This window comes from Ancylobacter pratisalsi (assembly GCF_010669125.1).
GTDB lineage: Bacteria > Pseudomonadota > Alphaproteobacteria > Rhizobiales > Xanthobacteraceae > Ancylobacter > Ancylobacter pratisalsi.
In genome coordinates, this window is record NZ_CP048630.1 from 505,253 (window position 1) to 525,835 (window position 20,583).

At 67.4% G+C, this 20,583-nt stretch carries 16 protein-coding genes; 14 read left to right on the forward strand and 2 right to left on the reverse strand.

Features of this window, described 5'->3' with window-relative positions; genetic code table 11:
* Positions 1 to 11: 11 nt before the first annotated feature.
* From G3A50_RS02530 to G3A50_RS02590, 13 genes are all read left to right on the forward strand, one after another.
* Entirely contained in the window at positions 12 to 731 is a 720-nt protein-coding gene (locus tag G3A50_RS02530; RefSeq protein WP_163073789.1) for a class I SAM-dependent methyltransferase, read from the forward strand.
* Entirely contained in the window at positions 728 to 1,183 is a 456-nt protein-coding gene (locus tag G3A50_RS02535; protein ID WP_163073790.1) for a GtrA family protein, read from the forward strand. The genes G3A50_RS02530 and G3A50_RS02535 overlap by 4 nt, the downstream gene beginning before the upstream one ends.
* An 81-nt stretch (positions 1,184 to 1,264) precedes the next feature.
* Complete coding sequence (locus tag G3A50_RS02540) at positions 1,265 to 3,322, forward strand: hypothetical protein (RefSeq protein ID WP_163073791.1); 2,058 nt, start codon at positions 1,265 to 1,267, stop codon at positions 3,320 to 3,322.
* A gap of 234 nt (positions 3,323 to 3,556) precedes the next feature.
* A complete protein-coding gene (locus G3A50_RS02545; protein ID WP_163073792.1) occupies positions 3,557 to 5,305 on the forward strand; it encodes an ABC transporter ATP-binding protein in 1,749 nt (582 codons plus the stop codon).
* Positions 5,306 to 5,427: 122 nt separating this feature from the next.
* On the forward strand, positions 5,428 to 7,104 hold the full coding sequence (locus G3A50_RS02550; RefSeq protein WP_163073793.1) for a glycosyltransferase family 61 protein: 1,677 nt from the start codon (positions 5,428 to 5,430) through the stop codon (positions 7,102 to 7,104).
* A 116-nt stretch (positions 7,105 to 7,220) separates the two neighbouring features.
* Positions 7,221 to 8,003 carry a class I SAM-dependent methyltransferase gene (locus G3A50_RS02555; protein ID WP_163073794.1) on the forward strand — a complete coding sequence of 261 codons (783 nt, stop codon included), beginning with the start codon at positions 7,221 to 7,223 and terminating at the stop codon, positions 8,001 to 8,003.
* Between the two features lie 13 nt (positions 8,004 to 8,016).
* On the forward strand, positions 8,017 to 8,958 hold the full coding sequence (locus tag G3A50_RS02560; RefSeq protein ID WP_163073795.1) for a GNAT family N-acetyltransferase: 942 nt from the start codon (positions 8,017 to 8,019) through the stop codon (positions 8,956 to 8,958).
* 59 nt (positions 8,959 to 9,017) lie between these two features.
* Positions 9,018 to 9,443, forward strand: coding sequence for a sugar 3,4-ketoisomerase (locus G3A50_RS02565; protein ID WP_163073796.1), 426 nt, complete (start codon positions 9,018 to 9,020; stop codon positions 9,441 to 9,443).
* The gene (locus G3A50_RS02570) at positions 9,440 to 10,540 is read left to right on the forward strand and encodes a DegT/DnrJ/EryC1/StrS family aminotransferase (protein ID WP_246252071.1); all 1,101 of its coding nucleotides are present in this window, start codon (positions 9,440 to 9,442) and stop codon (positions 10,538 to 10,540) included. The genes G3A50_RS02565 and G3A50_RS02570 overlap by 4 nt, the downstream gene beginning before the upstream one ends.
* Positions 10,541 to 10,595: 55 nt before the next feature.
* Entirely contained in the window at positions 10,596 to 11,744 is a 1,149-nt protein-coding gene (locus G3A50_RS02575; protein ID WP_163073797.1) for an acyltransferase family protein, read from the forward strand.
* A 98-nt stretch (positions 11,745 to 11,842) separates the two neighbouring features.
* Positions 11,843 to 13,675 (forward strand): dihydroxy-acid dehydratase, encoded by a 1,833-nt coding sequence (gene ilvD / locus G3A50_RS02580; RefSeq protein ID WP_163073798.1) that lies wholly within the window; start codon positions 11,843 to 11,845, stop codon positions 13,673 to 13,675.
* 186 nt (positions 13,676 to 13,861) lie between these two features.
* Positions 13,862 to 14,146, forward strand: coding sequence for an HdeA/HdeB family chaperone (locus G3A50_RS02585; RefSeq protein WP_163073799.1), 285 nt, complete (start codon positions 13,862 to 13,864; stop codon positions 14,144 to 14,146).
* Between the two features lie 93 nt (positions 14,147 to 14,239).
* Entirely contained in the window at positions 14,240 to 16,309 is a 2,070-nt protein-coding gene (locus G3A50_RS02590) for an ATP-dependent helicase (RefSeq protein ID WP_163073800.1), read from the forward strand.
* A gap of 85 nt (positions 16,310 to 16,394) precedes the next feature.
* Here the strand turns inward: G3A50_RS02590 and G3A50_RS02595 are convergent, their stop codons facing one another.
* Complete coding sequence (locus G3A50_RS02595; protein WP_163073801.1) at positions 16,395 to 16,826, reverse strand: DUF779 domain-containing protein; 432 nt, start codon at positions 16,824 to 16,826, stop codon at positions 16,395 to 16,397.
* A 96-nt stretch (positions 16,827 to 16,922) separates the two neighbouring features.
* Positions 16,923 to 18,440, reverse strand: a complete 1,518-nt coding sequence (adh, locus tag G3A50_RS02600) for an aldehyde dehydrogenase (protein ID WP_163073802.1) — start codon at positions 18,438 to 18,440, stop codon at positions 16,923 to 16,925.
* A 238-nt stretch (positions 18,441 to 18,678) separates the two neighbouring features.
* Between adh and G3A50_RS02605 the strand changes: the two genes are divergently transcribed.
* A complete protein-coding gene (locus G3A50_RS02605; RefSeq protein WP_163073803.1) occupies positions 18,679 to 20,571 on the forward strand; it encodes a sigma-54-dependent Fis family transcriptional regulator in 1,893 nt (630 codons plus the stop codon).
* Positions 20,572 to 20,583 lie beyond the last annotated feature (12 nt).

The window sequence follows — 20,583 nt, forward strand, 5'->3', positions numbered from 1 at the left end:
GGGAGAACCATGTGAGCGCGCAGCCCCCTTCGGATGCCGTTGCCACGACCTTCGACGAAGCCAGCGCCGCCTATGCCCGCGAGGTCAACGACGCCATGGCCTTTTCCGGCCTCAGCGTCGACCGCTTCGCCGCGGCCAAGGCCGAGCGCCTGAAGCAGCTTGCCCGTGCTGCCTTCGGCGATCCCGCGCAAATCGCGGTTCTGGATCTGGGCTGCGGCATCGGCACGTTTCACCGCTATCTGGACCACACCTTCGGCGCACTCCACGGCCTCGACGTGTCCCCCGCCAGCATCGAGCTGGCGCGCGCGGCCAATCCGCACTGCACCTACGCGGTCTATGACGGGGTGCATGCGCCTTATGAGGACGGCGCGTTCGATCTCATCTTCGTCGCCTGCGTCATCCATCATGTGCCGGTGCCGGACTGGCCCGGCTTCGCCGCGCAGATGCGTCGGCTGCTCAAGCCCGGCGGGCTCGCCGTGGTGTTCGAGCACAACCCGTTCAACCCGCTGACACGGCTGGTGGTCTCGCGCTGCGCGTTCGACGCCGACGCCGTGCTGCTGTCGCCGCGCACCCTGCGCGGGCTCATGGCGGAGGCGGGTTTCACCGATATCCGCAGCCGCAGCATCTTCACCCTGCCGCCGCTCTCCGCGCTCTGCACGCGCCTTGACCCGCTGTTCGCGCGCCTGCCCTTCGGCGCGCAATATGAGATGACGGCGCGGGCGGCGCGATGAGGTGCGTCCGGCAGGCTTGGCTCAGTTCCTCGCCACTGTTCCGGCTGGCGCGCTTCGTCCTCGTCGGCGCGGCGGCGAGCCTGACCTATATCGTGGTCTCGGCCCTGCTCCACCGCGCCGGCGGGGTGGACAAGTTCACCGCGTCGGCCCTGGGCTATGTCGTGGCCATCCCGGTCTCGTTCGTCGGCCACAAGCGCGTCACCTTCCGCGACACCGGACGCTGGCGTGTCCAGGCCGGGCGCTTCGGCTTCCTGCAGGGCGTCAACATCGCGGTGGTGCTGCTTGCGGTCTATGTCACCCAGCCGCTGGGTGAAGCCGGCTACTGGATCGGGCTGCTGCTTGGCGTCGTGCTGATGCCGCTCACCAGTTTTCTCGCCATGCACTTCTTCATTTTCATGTCCGACGGGCGCCCTCCCGCCGCGCCGCGCGGAAAGGACGCCGAAACGCCCTGAGCCCTCCGGCCTGGCAGCCTTGACTTGCACCCCGCATCAGGCTCGCATCTTGCCGTTCCGCCACGCGAGGGAAACAACCGCATGCCCACCCCCGCCCCACGGCAATCCTGGCTGGCGCCGTATCTCGCGGCGCTCGCGGCGGTTCCCTTCGTCATCCTCTTCTGCGCGCTGTTCGTGGCCGCCGAACATCCGCTCTACATCTGGGACTACACGACCTACTGGAACGCCTTCCGCGCCTATGGCCGGATGATCGACACCGGCATGCCGGGCTGGCCGGCGCAGCTGGCGGCCGATGTCGCCGCGCGCGACTACAATCCCCTGCCCGCCGCCCTGCTCTACCCGGTCTACTTCCTGTTCGGCGGTGGCCGCGTTGCCTTCATCGCCGGCATCGCCGTGGTCTACCTGCTGCCGGCGACGCTGGTGGCAACCGCGATCGCCCGCCGCGTCGTCCCCGGCCTGCCGGCTCTCGCGGTGTACGCGCTGGCACTCGCCTATGTGCCGTTCTGGAACCCGACCCTGCGCGGGCTGGTGGACGTGATCGGGCTAATCCCGCTCGGGCTGGCGACGCTCCTGGTGCTGCGCAGCGATTTTCTGATGCGCCGGCCGGTGCAGGCCGCGCTGCTGCTCGGCCTGCTGGTCTACCTGCCGTTCCTGATGCGGCGCTGGTACGCCTACAGCATCGTGGTGCTGCTGGGCCTCACCTTCCTGTTCGGGCTGTTTGCACGGCTGCGCGCCGGCGTCGGCCCGGTCCGGGCCGCGCTCTCCATCGGGGTGCTGGTCGGCCTTGCCGGGCTGGTCGCGGCGACGCTGGTGGCGAGCCTGCAATTCGAGCTCGCCCACCGCGCGCTGACCACCTCCTATGCCGCGCTGCACGAGCAGTTCCAGTGGAGTTTCCTCCAGCATTTCCGCACCTTCCCCAGCATGATGGGCGGCTATCTGATGGGGCTGACGGCAATCGGCATCGCCGCCGCCCTCGCCGCGCGCAACATCGCCGCGCTGTTCTGCGCGCTGGCCGCGTTCGGCACCTTCTTCCTGTTCATCCGCACCCAGTTCTTCGCGGTGCATCATTTCCTGCCGGTGGCGCTGTGGCTGTTCCCGCTCTACGTCGCGGGCGTCGATGCCCTCGCGCGGCGCCTAGCCCTGCTGCCCCGCACGCTGCGTCCCCTGCCCTTCGTGGCGCTGGCGGCGGCGGTGTTTGCCTTCAGTGTCATTCCCTGGCTGGGAAAGAACCCGGTGATGCGCAGCTATGTGGTCGCCTTCGACGCCCCCTTTCCACTGCATCTCGACAATTACGACGCCTATCGCCGTCTCATCGACGACCTGCACCGGGAAATGGGCACGGAAGGCAGCGCCGTTGTCTTTTCCTGCTCGTCCGGCATATCGGACCAGCACCTGATCGCGCTTGACGCCACGCTCGGGCCGCAGATGGTGCAGACCTCCTGCATTCCCGCGTTCGACCTGTTCAACTTCGACAGCCTTCGCGCCGGCAGCGCCGTGGTGCGCACCGATGACGGGCGGCGCAACGAGGTCGCCGCGCTGGACGCGGTGATGATCCCCGGCGAGTGGATCCGCACCGGAACCGGCTTCGGCGCCGCCTACGAGCAGGTCGGGGCCTACACCCTGTCGGAGGGCGAGAGCGTCGCGCTGTTCCGGCGCACCCGCCCGATAACGCTGGCCGAACTCGCCCAGCTGATCGAGGCCCTCGACAAGGCCTATGGCCGCGATGTCGCCGCCGACTACCGCGGCGACATGCGCATGCTGATGCCGCTGCGGGTCGACGAACCCGGCGACGTCTTTGGTGCCGTGCGCGAGAGCGGGCCGCACACGCTGTTCATGCATCCGGGCGCGACCACGCCGACCTCCACCACCCTGCCCGTTGATGCGCGCTTCGGCGCCCGCCCGAGCCGGCTGGTCTTCTCGATTCCGTCGAGTGCCCTCCAGACCTGCCCGGAAGCCGATGGCGTGGCCATCGAGGTGCGTCTGGACACACAGAGGCTGTGGAGCGGCACCGTCGAGCCGGGCGGCCAGCAGAGCGTGGCGCTGCCGCCGCGCGACGGCGCGTTACGGATCACGGTGGACAAGCGCGGCCAGCCCAATTGCGACCACGTCACCGTCGACATTGAGGTCGGCGGGGCCTGAGGAACGCCTCCCGGCTCAATCCCCGTAGGCGTCGGCGCCGCGTGGGACACCGAGCGGCATGGCTCCCATCCGCGAATGCGACTTGTCCACGCGCGCGCCGCGCGCCATTGAAACGCCGTCTCGGCGTGCTGCCTGCGCGGGGGTTCAGAACGTCAGCTGCATCAGGAAAAGCAGGGCCCGAATGTCGGCATCAGTGACCATCGTATCGCCTGCTCACCAAAACCGGCGGGCACGATGCTGAGGTCCTTCTTCTCCTATTATCGGCCGCACCGGAGGCTGTTCCTGGTCGATTTCGGCTGTGCGGTGGTCTCCGGACTGCTCGAACTCGGCTTCCCGATGGCGATGAAGGGCTTCATCGACCTGCTGCTGCCGCGCGGCGACCTGCAGCTCATCCTGCTGTCGGGCGCGGCGCTGCTCGCGGTCTACGCGCTCAACAGCGGCCTCATGGCCATCGTCACCTATTGGGGCCACGTTCTCGGCATCAACATCGAGACCGAGATGCGCGAGCGCGCCTTCGAGCATCTGCAGAAGCTCTCCTTCCGGTTCTACGACAGCTACAAGACCGGCCATCTCGTCGCCCGCATCACCAAGGATCTGGAGGAGATCGGCGAGATCGCCCATCACGGGCCGGAAGACCTGTTCATCGCGATCATGACCTTTGTCGGCGCCTTCGTGCTGATGCTCTGGGTGCATCCGCCGCTGGCGCTGATGACCGGGCTCATCGTGCCGCTCACCGCCTTCATCGTTGCCCGCTACGGCGGACGGATGACGCGAAACTGGCAGGCGCAGTTCGGCCGCATCGGCGCTTTCAACGTGCGGCTGGAGGAGAATATCGGCGGCATCCGCGTGGTGCAGGCCTTCGGCAACGAGGCCCATGAACGCCGCCTTTTCGCCGGCGACAATGCGCTCTACCGCGACACCAAGCTCGACGCCTACCGCATCATGGCCGCCAGCCAGGCGCTTAACTACCTGGCGATGCGGCTGGTCCAGCTCGTCGTCATGCTGGCCGGCAGCTGGTTCGTGGTGCAGGGCACGCTTTCCATCGGCGGCTTTGTCGGCTTTCTCCTGCTGGTGGCCGTCTTCTACCGCCCGCTCGACAAGATCGCGGCGGTGATCGAAACCTATCCCAAGGGCATCGCCGGCTTCCGCCGCTATCTCGAACTGCTCGCCACCGAGCCGGACATCGCCGACCGCCCCGACGCACGCGCCGTCGGCCATCTCGCGGGCGATATCCGTTTCGAAGGTGTGCGGTTCGGCTACACGCCGGATCGGCCGATCCTGAATCATATCGACCTCACCATCCGCGCCGGCGAGACTGTCGCCTTTGTCGGGGCTTCCGGCGCGGGCAAGACCACGCTGCTCTCGCTGCTGCCGCGCTTCTACGAGGTGGACGGGGGCAGCATCAGCATCGACGGCATCGACATTCGCGACATGACCCTGTCCGCGCTGCGCCGCAATATCGGCATCGTGCAGCAGGACGTGTTCCTGTTCGGCGGCACGATTCGCGAGAACATCGCCTATGGCCGGCTCGACGCCAGCGAGGAAGATATCCGGGACGCCGCGCGCCGCGCCCGTCTCGACACGCTGATCAACGAGATGCCGGACGGGCTCGACACCGTCGTCGGCGAGCGCGGGGTCAAGCTGTCGGGCGGACAGAAGCAGCGCCTCGCCATCTCGCGCATCTTCCTGAAGGATCCGCCGATCCTGATCCTCGACGAGGCGACCTCGGCGCTCGACACCCACACCGAACGCGAAATCCAGCGCTCGCTGGACGAGCTGGCGCACGGGCGCACCACGCTGGTCATCGCCCACCGGCTCGCCACCATACGCGACGCCGACCGCATCGTCGTGGTGACGCCCGACGGCATCGCCGAACAGGGCTCTCATCAGGCGCTGCTGGCGCATGGCGGGCTCTATTCGCGGCTGCACAGGGCCCAGTTCGCCGGCGAGACGCCGATCCCCGCCCTCGATCCGGGACTCTGAGCCTCCCGCCCTTCGCGAAATCCAGCATTTGCAATCGCCGCGTGGGCGGGAGAGGCCGGACAATGGGCGGCGCGCCGTGCTATCAGAACCACGTTTGAACGTGACGCCGGCGATGGATCTTCATGACGGACCAATTGCGCCTCGCCCACGACCTGCTGTCGGCCGCCTGCGAGGCGGACGCCGCGCTGCGGGAGAACGATACGAGTCGGTTTGACGCCTGCCACCAGCGGCTCGGCGGCTTTCCCGACTCCGCCCTCGCCTGCGCCCTTCGCACCGCGCTTGAGGCGCAGGACGCCGCCCGGCACGGGCAGCTCGATTCCGCACGCGACGGGTTCCTGACGCTGCTCGCGAGCCCCTTCTCCCTGCCCGGCGCGCTTGAGGCGGCGCAGCGCTTCTTCGGCGGGCAGGCCTATCTCGAAGCCGCCCTCGCCTGCCTTGGCCGACGCCTCGCCCCGCTTCAGCCGGCGGATGCCACGACGGCCGGGCTGCAGCAGAGCCTCGGCGCGCGCTATTGGGAGCTGTGGCGGCCCGCATTGCAGGCGAGCGATTTCAGCATCGACCTGCTGTATTTCCTCAAGCTGGACATGCAGGCGCGGCACGAGATCAAGGACGCCATCGCCGCCTATGCGCTGATGCTTGCGCCCGGCGGGGCGGCACATCTCAATTTCCTGAAGGTCGAGCCGCTGCTGGGCTATGCGCGTGCTAACGGCTTCCACGTCACCGAGACGGTTCCCGCCGGCATCAAGCAGGTGTCGTCCTCCGTGGTGGTCGGTCAGCCGCGCCTGCCGCCTTACGAGGTGGAGGGGCGCGCCGTGTTCCACGCCATGCTGCGCGATGCTACCATTACCGCTGGCTCCAGCGGCATCGAGATCGATGGGCGCCTGCTGTTCGACTATCAGGGCGGCGACCTCGAACGCATCTCGGTTGATTTCCGCTACGACGCCCCGATCGTGGCGATGGAAGACGGCACGGCGGCCGTCGTCGGCCTTGCCGAGGGCACGGACGAGATCGACCGCGCCATCAATCTCGTTGGCGCCACCAGCAGCGCCTTCGGGCACTGGATGCTGGAGTACCTTCCGAAGTTCTTCGGCATGGCCCTTGCCGGCATCCCCGAGGACGTGCCGGTGGTGATCGATGCCGCCATGCCGCCCACCCACCGGCAGGCGCTCGACTATTTTTCCCAGGGGCGGCGCCCCATCATCACGCTGGCCCCGCGTCGCCGGCTCCGGGTGCGTGAATTGTGGGTCGCCTCGACCTTCTGCTACGTCCCGGTGCTGCCCCGTCCCGGACAGGACTTCACCCCCGAGGCCTTCAATTTCGATTCCCGCGCACTGGCGGCGCTGATCGACCGGTTCGATCTACCCGCACCAGACCCGCGCGCACCGCGCAAGATCTATCTCGGGCGGCGCGCGCATCTGGCGCGCAAGCTCCTGAATGTCGAGGCGGTGGAGGCCCTGTGCGGCGCGCGCGGCTTCGAGACCATCTATCTGGAGGATCTGAGCTTTCCCGAGCAGCTCGCCACCATCCGCAGCGCGACGCACATCATTGCGCCCGCCGGCTCGGCGCTGCTGCTGCCCTTCGGCTATGGCACCGCGGGAACCCGCATCCTCAATCTTCACCCCCCCTATATCGACGAAACGCCCGGCCTGACCGACATCGCCCATGCGCGCGGCATCGAGGTAAGCGTCATTCTCGGCACGTCGGAACGACTTGAGGAAAGCTATCGCGGCCGTTCGGATTTCGCCGTTCCGCTCGACCCGTTGCGTGCGGTTCTCGACGCCTGGGAGCGCGGTGCTTGAATAGTCCCCCTCCGGGCGGCTAGCCTGCCGTTCGGTTAGCCTTTACGAGGCGGTTCGCGCACGCGGCGTGCCCCGCACGCTGCGCCGAAACGATCAAACGACAGAACGGATGACACATGGCCATCAAGCCCGACAAGGTAGACGGCAAGTACGAGACCTCGCGTTTCGCCGAGCTGAGCTATGATCGTTTTCGCGCCATGGCGCGCGACAGCACGCTCTCGCTCAACGAGCGCATGGGCATGCCGGACGCCTTCCGCGACGGCTATGAAGACGCCATCATGGCCGATATCTGCGCCAAGCTGCCGGTGCTGGGCGAAGAGGGGCGGACCATCGTCGACATCGGGTGCGGCTGCGGGCTGCTGACGCTGAAGATCATGGAGCTGTGCGCGGCCCGGGGCCACCGTCTCATCATGGTCGACAGCCCGGAAATGCTGGAGCTGGTGCCGGACGCGCCGCATATCGTCAAGGTTCCCGGCGCCTTCCCGGACTGCAAGCAGGCCATCCGCGCCGAAGCCCCCGAGGGTGCCGACGGCATTCTGATCTATGGCGTGCTGCAGGTGATCTTCGGCAGCGCCGACATCTTCGGCTTCGCCGCCGACGCCTCGCGGCTGCTGCGCCCCCATGGCCAGCTGTTATTCGGCGACATTTCCAATTTCTCCAAGACCCGCCGCTTCCTGGCCACGCCGGAAGGCGTCGAGCACCACAAGGCGTATATGCGCACCAATGAGCCGCCGGTGGTGCCGCCCTTCCCCGAAGACGATGCGCGCATCGACGACAGCGTGATCTTCGCCTTGCTCATGCGCCTGCGCGGCAGCGGATTCGAGGCCTATGTGATGCCGCAGGCCGCCGACCTTCCGCTCGCGAACCGGCGCGAGGACATTCTGGTGGTCAGGCGCTAGCGGGGCCCGGAACGTGGACGCTTTCGCCGTCAGGCCCTACCGCGCCGAGGAGGCCCGGGCGTGGAACGACTTCGTCGCGCAGAGCCGCAACGGGACGTTCCTGTTCGACCGCGCCTATATGGACTACCACGCCGACCGCTTTCCCGACGCCTCGCTCATCATCACCGAAGGCGAGCGGATCGTGGCGCTGCTGCCCGCCACGCGCCGGGGCGAGCGCCTCGCCAGCCATGACGGACTGACCTATGGCGGGCTGCTCGTCGGGCCCAAGGCCAATGCCGCCACCGTGCTCGGCGCCTTCGCGGCGGTGTGCGATCACTGCCGCGACATCGGCGTCACCACGCTGTTCTACAAGGCGGTTCCCTTCATCTACCATCGCCGGCCGGCGCAGGATGACCTCTACGCCCTGTTCCGCCACGAGGCGCGGCTGGTGCGGCGCGAGCTGCTGCCGGTCATCGAGCCCGGCGAGATCCGCCCCAATGAGCGCCGGCGCTCCTATATTCGCCGCGCCGGGGCGGCCCATCCCGGAGCGGTCGGACGGTCGCAGAACTGGGGCGGGTTCTGGGACGTGCTGGGCGAGCGGCTTGCCGACCGGCATGGCGTGCGCCCGGTGCACTCGCTCGACGAGATGCGCCTGCTCGCCGGCCGCTTTCCCGATGCCATCCAGCTCATTGCCGCCGAGGTCGAGGGCCGCGTCGAAGCGGGCATCGTGACCTATGAAACCCCATGCGTGCTGCACATCCAGTACATCGCCTCGACACCGGCGGGCGACGAGGCCCATCAGCTCGACGCCGTCATCCACCACGCCCAGCTTCAGGCGCAGCGGGCGGGCAAATGGCTCAGCTTTGGCATTTCCACCACCGAGGGCGGGCGGGTGCTCAATGAGGGGCTGACCTTCTACAAGGAAAGCTTCGGCGCCCGGACGATAATGCAAGACAGCTACGAGGTTTCCCTGTGACCGGACGCCGTCCTCTCTTTATGATTACATAGCAATAACCAGCCATCGCGCAGGCAAACATGACGCCCATCGACCAATGCCGCCTCATCGACATACGAACGATATCCAGCGAGAGCGGCGCGATCGGCGTGATCGAGGCCGAGGCCGACATCCCCTTCGCGGTGAAGCGTGTCTATTACTTGTTCGGCACGCAGCCCTCCAGCGTGCGCGCGGGCCATGCCCATCGCGCCCTGCGCCAGCTGCTCGTGGCCTCCTCCGGCGGGTTCGACGTCAGCCTGGACGACGGGCATCACAAGCGCGTCGTACGCCTCGATCATCCGAGCAAGGGATTGCTGCTGGTGCCCGGCGTGTGGCGCGTGGTCAGCAACTTCACCGCGGGTGCGTGCCTGCTCTGCCTCGCCTCGGCCCATTTTGACGAAGCGGACTATATCCGCGAACACGCCGACTTTCTCGAAGCCGTGCGTCGCAACGAGTTCGTCGCGTGATCCGCGTTCCCTTTCTCGACCTGAAGGACAATGTCGCCGCGCTGCGCCCCGCGCTCGACGCGGCCTTCGCGCGGGTCATGGATTCCGGCTGGTTCATCCTCGGCCCGGAACTGGAGGCCTTCGAGGCCGAGTTCGCGCACTTCATCGGCGTCCCCCACGCGATCGGCACCGGCAACGGGCTCGACGCGCTGCGCATTGCGCTGGAAGCCTCGGGCGTGGGACCGGGCGATGACGTGATCGTGCCGGCGCACACCTTCATCGCCACCTGGCTCGCCGTGACACAGCTCGGCGCGGTGCCGGTCGCGGTGGAGCCCGCCGCCGGCCGCTTCAACGTTGCCGCCGACGCCATCGAGGCGGCGCTCACCCCGCGCACGAAGGCGATCGTCGTCGTTCATCTCTATGGTGAGCCGGTGGAGATGGAGCCGGTGCTCGCGCTTGCCGCCGCGCGCGGCATTCCGGTGATCGAGGACGCCGCCCAGGCCCACGGGGCGACCCGCCACGGCGTCGCCTGCGGGTCCTTCGGCCACGCCGCCGCCTTCAGCTTCTACCCGGCCAAGAATCTCGGAGCCTTCGGTGACGCGGGCGCGCTGGTGACCGGGGACGAGGCCCTGCGCCAGCGGGCGCGAAGCCTGCGCAATTATGGCGCGGTGACGAAATACGACCACGCCGAAGCCGGCATCAACTCGCGGCTCGACGAATTGCAGGCGGCGCTGTTACGCGTCGTGCTTCCCGAGATCGAGGGATGGAACGCCCGCCGCCGGGCGATTGCCGCGCGCTATGACGAAGGCCTCGCCGATCTTCCCGGCCTGGAGCAGCCGCGCTCCCTGCCCGGCAACGTGCCGGCCTGGCATCTTTACGTGGTGCGCAGCGCGCGGCGGGCCGCGCTCCAGGCGGCGCTGGCGGAAGTTGGCATCGGCACGCAGATCCACTATCCCACGCCGATCTACCGGCTGCCGCCCTATGCCGGGCTCGGCCCCGCCTGTGAGACCCCGACCGACCGGATCGCCCGTGAAGCCCTCAGCCTCCCCATGAACCCGTTCCTCTCGGACCCACAGATCGAGCGCGTCATCGGGGCGGTGCGGGCGGCCTGTTCATAGTCGGCGCTCCAACATTCGAGCGCCGTTTCGACAATCACATCGCTTTCTAGACGCTATGCCCTGCAAGGTGACGCCCATGAGACTCGACAGCCTGACGGCCCTCAGGTTTTTTGCGGCATTCTCGGTTTTTCTTCATCACTGCGTTCCACTTGGAATCACGTTTTCCGATTACATGTTCAACCTGAATCTTGGCTGGACGGTCTCGTTCTTCTTCGTGCTCTCCGGCTTCGTGCTCAGCCTGTCCCGCGACAACCGCCTGCATACCCGCCGGGACCGATCGAACTTCATTATTGAGCGGTTCTTCCGAATCTGGCCGCTGCACCTCACCTGCGCCCTGATCTATTTTCTCACCATACCGATCACGGGTCAGTTCGAGCGGTATTACCTGTTTTTTACGCTGCAACATGCCTGGGTTCCGGCCTATTCCACCGCCTTCTTCATGAATGCCGTGAGCTGGTCGATCTCGGTGGAGCTGTTCTTCTACATCATGTTCCCCTTCATCTTCTTCACGAGGGTGCGGAACATGGTCCTGTTCGCCATGCTCTGGGCCGCCGGTGTGTTTTCGTTCATGGCGGTGGTGAGCTGGCACCCGCAGTGGTTCAGCTTTTCGCCCGAGGTGCCGAACCTGCTCGAGTCGGGCGTCACCGAGCATTCGTTCTTCTACTTCTTCCCGCCGGTGCGGCTGTGCGAGTTCATCGGCGGCATGCTGACCTATCAGGTCTTCAAGCGCGTTCGACTCTCCGACGCGAGCGCCACGATCGCGCAGGCCGCCGCGCTTCTCCTCGTGCTCGCCTATATGGTTTCCAGCCAGACCGTGATCGCGTTTTTCTATGGCATATATCCGCGTGTCGCGACCGATAACTTCGACAATTATGGCATGTACCCGCTTTTTTGCGTGTTCATCTGGGCGTTTGCCTACCAGGACGGGCTGCTCGCCCGCAAGGTATCGCATAAATACCTGGTGTGGCTCGGCGAGATCAGCTTCTCGTTCTACATGATCCATCAGATCGTCATCACGAACCTGCACCAGAACCTTCAGGTTGGGGCCTACGGATTCCCGTTGCTGTGGGTCGTGGTGGCGTTCGCGGTGAGTGTGGGCGCGTCGTGGCTCCTGCATGGCGGGGTCGAGAAGCCGGCGCTGAACTTCGTCAAACGCCGGCTGTATGGCGCGCGCCCGGTGCCCCCCACGGCCCTCGCACCCTGAGGCCCGCGGCCATGGCCGGCCCCGCATCGGTGCGCGCGCAGGGTTGCACCGGCTTCGCCTCGGGCGCATAAGCGCTTCGCAAAAATTGGAGGAGTTCCATGCCGCCCTATCGCTCCCGAACCACCACCCACGGCCGCAACATGGCTGGCGCGCGCGGTCTCTGGCGCGCCACGGGCATGAAGGACGGCGATTTCGGCAAGCCGATTATCGCGGTCGTGAACTCCTTCACCCAGTTCGTGCCCGGCCATGTCCACCTCAAGGATCTCGGCCAGCTGGTGGCGCGGGAGATCGAGGCCGCCGGCGGCGTGGCCAAGGAGATGAACACCATCGCGGTCGATGACGGCATCGCGATGGGTCATGACGGCATGCTCTATTCGCTGCCCTCGCGCGAGCTTATCGCCGACAGCGTCGAATACATGGTCAACGCCCATTGCGCCGACGCCATGGTCTGCATCTCCAACTGCGACAAGATCACCCCCGGCATGCTGATGGCGGCGATGCGCATCAACATCCCGGTCGTGTTCGTCTCCGGCGGGCCGATGGAAGCCGGCAAGGTCGTGCTGGGCGGCAAGACCAAGTCGCTCGACCTGATCGACGCCATGGTCGCCGCCGCCGATGACCGCGTGGCGGAAGCCGACGTCCAGACCATCGAGCGTTCCGCCTGCCCGACCTGCGGGTCCTGCTCGGGCATGTTCACCGCCAATTCGATGAACTGTCTCACCGAGGCGATGGGCCTTGCCCTGCCCGGCAACGGCACCACGCTGGCGACCCATTCGGATCGCAAGCGCCTGTTCGTGGAAGCTGGCCACGCCATCGTCGACCTCGCCCGCCGCTATTACGAGCAGGACGACGCCAGCGTGCTGCCGCGCTCCGTGGCCAGCTTCGCCGCGTTCGAGAACGCGATGACGCTCGACATCGCCATGGGCGGCTCCACCAACACGGTGCTGCACCTGCTCGCCGCCGCGCATGAGGGCGAGGTGCCCTTCACCATGGCCGATATCGACCGGCTGTCGCGCCGCGTGCCGGTGCTGTGCAAGGTGGCCCCCGCGGTTCCGGACGTGCATGTGGAGGACGTCCACCATGCCGGCGGCATCATGGGCATCCTTGGCGAACTCGACCGTGCCGGCCTGCTCGACACCTCCGTGAGCACCATTCACGCCCCCACGCTGGCCGCCGCGCTAGATCATTGGGACGTGAAGCGCAACACCAGCGAGGCGGTGCACGAATTCTTCCGGGCCGGCCCCGGCGGCATTCCCACCCAGGTCGCGTTCAGCCAGTCCGCCCGCTATGACGATGTCGATCTGGACCGCGAGAAGGGCGTGATCCGCGACGCCGAGCACGCCTTCTCCAAGGATGGCGGCCTCGCGGTGCTCTACGGCAACCTCGCCGAGGACGGCTGCATCGTGAAGACGGCGGGCGTGGACGACTCGATCCTGAAGTTCACCGGCACCGCGACCGTGTTCGAGAGCCAGGACGACGCCGTCTCCGGCATTCTGGGCAACCGGGTCAAGGCCGGCCAGATCGTGCTCATCCGCTATGAGGGGCCGCGCGGCGGGCCGGGCATGCAGGAGATGCTCTACCCGACCAGCTATCTGAAGTCGAAGGGCCTCGGCAAGCAGTGCGCGCTCATCACCGACGGCCGCTTCTCGGGTGGGTCCTCGGGCCTGTCCATCGGCCATGTCTCGCCGGAAGCGGCGGAGGGCGGCACGATCGGGCTGGTGCGCGAGGGCGACACTATCGAGATCGACATCCCGAACCGGCGCATCCATCTCGCCGTCGACGATGCCGAGCTGGCGGCGCGCCGCGAGGAGCAGGAAGCCAAGGGCTTCACACCCGCCGCCCCGCGCAAGCGCAACGTTTCCACCGCGCTGCGGGCCTATGCCGCCTTCGCCACCAGCGCCGCCAAGGGCGCCGTGCGGGTGGTCCCCTGACGCGGCAGGGCTGAAACGCGCGCCCCCTGAGGGGCGCGGTCATGTGGACGGTGCGGCGGCCCCTTTCGCCGTGCCATCCCGCCCCACCGGCGCGCGGGTCGCGCCGGGTGGCAGATGGAACGCGATATCGCGACATGGTAGCGTCGCGGCGTGCCGCTTCGGCATCGTTGTAACGCGAGTTTTCCCATGAAGAAGATCGCACTGGCTCTCGCCTGCGCCTTCGTGCCGCTCCCCGCCTTCGCCGACCAGATCGATCTCTCGACCATGACCTGTGCGGAGTTCCTGCAGAGCGACAAGACCGAGATGATGCTCACGCTCGCCTGGCTCGACGCCTATTACAAGGACGTGGACGCACCACCGGTCATCGACACCGACAAGTTCGTCGCCAATGCCGGAAAGCTCGGCGACTATTGCGCCGCCAACCCCACCATCGGGCTCATCACCGCCACGGACGAGCTGTTTGGCGAGTAAACGGCAACGGCGTGGCATCCGCGCCATTGCGAACAAAACAGGAAACGTGTTTGCGTAGGGCGTGAACCCCTGCGCTGAGATTCGTTTCGCCCGATGCACGCTGCCGCCTATCTCGAAAAGCTGAACCCGCAGCAGCGGCAGGCGGTCGAGCATGGCGTGAGCGGGGCCGGCGAGGCGCGCAAGGGCCCGCTTCTGGTCATTGCCGGCGCCGGCTCGGGCAAGACCAACACCCTCGCCCACCGCGTGGCCCATCTCATCGTCAACGGCGCCGATCCGCGCCGCATCCTGCTGCTCACCTTCTCGCGCCGGGCGGCGGCGGAGATGGCGCGGCGGGTCGAGCGCATCGCCGGGCAGGTAATGGGCGCCAATGCCGCCGTGCTGACCGAGGGCCTCACCTGGGCCGGCACCTTCCACGGCATCGGCGCGCGGCTGCTGCGCGACTACGCCCCGCAGATCGGGCTCGACCCCAACTTCACCATCCACGACCGCGAGGACAGCGCGGACCTGATGAACCTGGTCCGCCACGAGCTCGGCTACTCCAGAACCGAGAAGCGCTTTCCCACCAAGGGCACGCTGATCGCGATCTATTCACGCGCGGTGAACGCCGAGCGCCCGCTGGAAGAGGTCATCGCCCGCTCCTTCCCGTGGGTCGCGGGCTGGGCGGCCGAGATGAAGGCCATCTTCGCCGGCTATGTCGAGGCCAAGCAGGCCCAGGGCGTGCTCGATTATGACGACCTGCTGCTCTACTGGGCGCAGATGGCGGGCGAACCCCAGCTCGCCGCCGACATTGGCGGGCGCTTCGACCATGTGCTGGTCGACGAATATCAGGACACCAACCGGCTGCAGGCCTCGATCCTGATCGGCCTGAAGCCGGACGGGCGCGGCCTCACCGTGGTCGGCGACGACGCGCAGTCGATCTACTCGTTCCGCGCCGCGACCGTGCGCAACATTCTCGACTTTCCCGGCCATTTCTCGCCGCGCGCGGAAACCATCATGCTGGAGCAGAACTACCGCTCCACGCAGTCCATCCTGCGTGCCGCCAATGCGGTGATCGACTTCGCCGCCGAGCGCTACGCCAAGAACCTGTGGTCCGAACGCCCCTCGCTGGAGCGCCCGGCCCTGGTCAATGTGCGCGACGAGATCGAGCAGGCGAACTTCATCGCCACCCGCGTGCTGGAGAACCGCGAGGACGGCATCGCGCTGAAATCGCAGGCGGTGCTGTTCCGCGCCTCCCACCACAGCGGCCCGCTGGAAGTGGAACTGACCCGGCGCAACATCCCGTTCGTGAAGTTCGGCGGGCTGAAGTTCCTCGATTCCGCCCATGTGAAGGACGTGCTCGCGGTCCTGCGCTTTGTCGAAAACCCGCGTGACCGCGTCGCCGGCTTCCGCGTGCTGCGGCTGCTCAGCGGCTTCGGTGCCGCCACCGCGGCCAAGGTGCTGGACACGGTCGCCACCGGCCCGATGGTGCCCTCGCTGGAGACCTTCTCGCCCCCGCCCCGCGCGGCGCAGGACTGGCCCGGCTTCGTCACTCTCGCCCGCGACCTGAAAAGCCGCGCCACCGGCTGGCCTGGCGAGCTTGACCGTGTACGGCAATGGTATGAGCCGCATCTGGAGCGCCTGCACGAGGACGCCGCCACCCGGCAGGCGGACCTGGTCCAGCTCGCCCAGATCGCCGGCTCCTACCCCTCCCGCGCGCGCTTCCTGACCAAGCTCACCCTCGACCCGCCCGACGCCACCAGCGCCGAGGCCGGCCCGCCCCATCTCGACGAGGACTATCTCATCCTCTCCACCATCCATTCCTCAAAGGGGCAGGAATGGAAGTCGGTCTTCGTGCTGAACGTGATCGACGGGTGCATTCCCAGCGACCTCGGCGTCGGCACCAAGGATGAGATCGAGGAGGAGCGCCGGCTGCTCTATGTCGCGATGACGCGGGCCAAGGACAGTCTGAGCCTGATGCTGCCCCAGCGCTTCTTCGTGCATGGCCAGTCGCGCGGCGGCGACCGGCACGTCTATGCCGCGCGCACCCGCTTCATTCCCCCGCGCATCCTCGACCATTTCGCCACCAGCGTCTGGCCGCCGGCCACGCCCGAGGCCGCGACCGCCGCGTCGGCGAGCGAGGTGCGCATCGACCTCTCCGCCCGAATGCGCGGCATGTGGCGATAGGCAAGACCGGCGCGGACGTGCCCGCGCGGGGCATTTCCACGCGCCTGCCCCACGCCAGCCGGAACCCAGGTCGGTTGGGAACGCTCTAGCCGCCGGGGCCTTCGGAAATCGGCGTCAGCCGGTCCAGTTCGTCATCGTCGAACAGCCGCGAGCGGGTGAGGAAGCGCTCGCCGCGCCCGTTCTCCAGGCTGAACATGCCGCCCCGTCCGGGCACCACGTCGATGATCAGCTGGGTGTGCTTCCAGTACTCGAACTGCGAGGGGCTCATATAGAACGGCGCCCCGCCGATCTCGCCCATGCGCACGTCACGGTCGGCGATCATGTAGTCGCCCTGCGCGTAGCACATGGGGGACGAGCCGTCGCAGCAGCCACCGGACTGGTGGAACAGCAGCGGGCCATGCTCGGCGCGCAGTGTTTCGATCAACGCCAGCGCGGTCGGCGTCGCGCGCACGCGCGGCACCTCTTCACCCGCATGTTCACCGGCGTCGCCGGCGGGTGGGGAGATTGTGGCGTCCATTGGCGTCTCCTCCGCCTGAAAAAACAAAAAGGCCGCCACCCCGGGGGAAGTTCCGGGGTGGCGCGCCAGGTGCCCTTTAGTCGGGGACCTTTAGGTTCAGAAGAAGCCGAGCTTCTTGGGGCTGTAGCTGACCAGCATGTTCTTGGTCTGCTGGTAGTGGTCGAGCATCATCTTGTGGTTCTCGCGCCCGATGCCGGACTGCTTGTAGCCGCCGAAGGCCGCGTGCGCGGGATAGGCGTGATAGCAGTTGGTCCACACCCGGCCGGCCTGGATGGCGCGGCCGAAGCGGTAGGCGCGGTTGCCGTCGCGAGTCCACACGCCGGCGCCGAGGCCATAGAGCGTGTCGTTGGCGATGGCGAGCGCGTCGGCGTCGTCCTTGAAGGTGGTCACGGACACGACCGGCCCGAAGATCTCCTCCTGGAAGATGCGCATCTTGTTGTGGCCCTTGAACACGGTCGGCTTCACGTAATAGCCGCCGGCAAGATCGCCGCCGAGCATGTTGCGCCCGCCGCCGGTGAGGACCTCGGCGCCTTCCTGCTTGCCGATGTCGATATAGGAGAGGATCTTCTCCAGCTGCTCGGAGGACGCCTGCGCCCCGACCATGGTGGCGGGGTCGAGCGGGGAGCCCTGAACGATGGCCTCCACGCGCTTCAGCGCCTTCTCCATGAACTTGTCGTAGATGCTCTCCTGGATCAGCGCGCGGCTCGGGCAGGTGCAGACCTCGCCCTGGTTCAGCGCGAACATCACGAAACCCTCGACCGCCTTGTCGAAGAAGTCGTCATCTTCCGCCACCACGTCGCTGAAGAAGATGTTCGGCGACTTGCCGCCCAGCTCCAGCGTCACGGGGATCAGGTTCTGGCTGGCGTACTGCATGATCAGCCGGCCCGTCGTCGTCTCGCCGGTGAAGGCGATCTTGGCGATGCGCGGCGAGGACGCGAGCGGCTTGCCCGCCTCCAGCCCGAAGCCGTTGACGATGTTCAGCACGCCGGGGGGCAGCAGGTCGGCGATCAGCTCGGCCAGCACCAGAATGCTCGCCGGGGTCTGCTCGGCCGGCTTCAGCACCACGCAGTTGCCCGCGGCGAGCGCCGGGGCGAGCTTCCACACCGCCATCAGGATCGGGAAGTTCCACGGAATGATCTGGCCGACCACGCCAAGCGGCTCATGGAAGTGATAGGCCACGGTGTCGTGGTCGATCTCGCTGATGCCGCCTTCCTGCGCCCGCACGGCGCCGGCGAAATAGCGGAAATGGTCGATGGCGAGCGGCATGTCGGCGGCCGTGGTCTCGCGGATCGGCTTGCCATTGTCCCAGGTCTCGGCGAGCGCGAGGAGATCGAGGTTCTCCTCCATGCGGTCGGCGATGCGGTTGAGGATCAGGGCGCGCTCGGCGGCGCTGGTCTTGCCCCAGGCGTCCTTGGCGGCGTGGGCGGCGTCGAGCGCCTTCTCGACGTCGTCCTTGTCGGAGCGGGCAATCTCGCAGATCTTGCCGCCGGTCACCGGCGAGGTGTTGTCGAAATAGCGCCCGGCCACCGGCTCGACGAACGCGCCGCCGATGAAATTGCCGTAGCGGGCCTTGAACGGGGACTGCTTGGTAATCGCGATTTCAGGCTTATTCATTGGATCCTCCCAAGAGTAGTAGCGGGAAGATTGCACCGCCCGTGCCAAAGCTATGCGGCAGCGCACAAAATCGTTAGTGCGTAGCGGGAAAGCATTGAAACAATTGGCATCCCGCCTCAACTCGCGGCTTGTTGAGGAAAACACCGATAGACGCCCCACCAAAACTTGGTAAAATCTGTCGTAGAAAACAACAAGAACTGCAACAGCTGTGGCTTTTTGCAACACTGGGGAGATGCGCATGCGGACGGAGGCATCACCACGGGCCGTGCTCGCGGCCCGGCGGCAGTTCTTCCACGATGGGCGACCGGAAGGCCCGCTCGTCACCTCGCTGGTGCCTCCTTCGATCCTGCGTTCCTGGCAGCGTTGCGCCGAGCGCGGGCTCGACAGTGCCGCCCTGCCGCGCCTCGAACCCATGACCGAGCACGAGCTGCGCGAGGTCGCCGAACGGCATGAGAAGCTGCGCCGGCTCAGCCGCCCGGAAATCGAGAGCCTCTACGCCGACGCCATGCAGACCGGCTGCGTGGTCGTGCTCACCGACGCATCCGGCCTCATTCTCGACGCGCTCGGCAATGCCGATTTCGCCGCCCGCGCGGCGCGCGTGGCGCTGCGTCCCGGCGTCGAATGGGGCGAGGGAACCACCGGCACCAACGCGGTCGGCACCGCCATCGTCGAGGGCCGGCCGATCAGCGTGCACGGGGGCGAACACTTCTACGATCCGCACGGCATTCTGAGCTGCTCGGCGGCGCCCATCCTTGACCCGTTCGGGCAGACGGTGGGAGCGCTGGACCTCTCGGGCCCGGCCGCCGTCGACCACCGCCACGCGCTCGGGCTGGTGCGGCTGGCCGTGGAGCAGATCGAGCACCGTTTCTTCGACGACGACTTCAAGGGCCGCCGCGTGCTGCGCTTCCAGGCCGAGCGCGAGCTGCTCGGCACGGCGCGCGAGGGCATTCTGGTGTTCGAGGAGGACCGCCTCGTCGCCGCCAACCGGGTGGGTCTGGGCCTCGCCGGCCTCGACTGGTCCGCGCTGGGCATGCAGCGCGCGGACGAGATGTTCGCCGAGCTGCCACGGGCCGACGGCGCCGCGCACATGATGCGCGCGCTTGGTGGCGCGGGGCTGTTCGGCCGTTTCGACGGCGCGCCCTCGCGCCACGCCCGCCCGCCACGCCCGCTCGCGGATCCGCGCACGGCGAGCACGCTGCTGCTGCGCCCGGCGGACCGCGATGCCGTCTCCCGCGCCGTGCGCATGGTCGAGGCCGACGTGCCCGTGCTGATCCGCGGCGAAACCGGGACCGGCAAGGAGATGGTGGCGCATGAGATCCATCGCCTCAGCGAACGCGCCTCCGGCCCGTTCGTGGCGGTGAACTGCGCGGCGATCCCCGAGACGCTGATCGAATCCGAGCTGTTCGGCTATGAGGACGGCGCCTTCACCGGCGCCCGCCGCCACGGCCACAAGGGGCTGCTGCGTCAGGCCGAGGGAGGCCTGCTGTTCCTCGACGAGATCGGCGATATGCCGCTCGGCCTGCAATCGCGCCTGCTGCGGGTTCTTCAGGAACGCGAGGTCGCCCCTCTCGGCGGTGGCCGGCCGGTGCATGTCGACTTCGCCCTGCTCTGCGCCACCCATCGCGACCTGGGTGCGCTGGTGGAGGCCGGGGCGTTCCGTTCGGACCTGTATTTCCGCATTGCCCACTACACGATCGAGCTTCCCGCCCTGCGCGATCTCGACAACCGGCTGGAGACGATCCGCGCGCTGTGGCGGCGACTGGTCGACGACACCCGCGTCACGCTGTCGGAGAGCTGCGAAGCGCGTCTGGCGGCCTATCACTGGCCCGGCAATTTCCGCCAGCTGGCCGGCACGCTGCGCGCGCTCGCCGCACTGGCCGAACCCCGCCGGCCGGTCGAGGTCGACATGCTGCCCGCCGAGATGCGCGCCTCATCGTCCTCACTGCCCTCATCGTCCCCATCGGCCGCCTCATCGCCCTCATCCTCCACGCCGTGCGACGCCACGCTGGACGCTCTGACGGTGGATGCGATGCGACGCACGCTCGACGCCTGCGGCGGAAATGTCTCGCGCGCCGCCCGGCAGCTTGGCGTCAACCGTTCAACGCTCTATCGGCGCCTGTTCAACGCCTGAGCGGGGAACCTA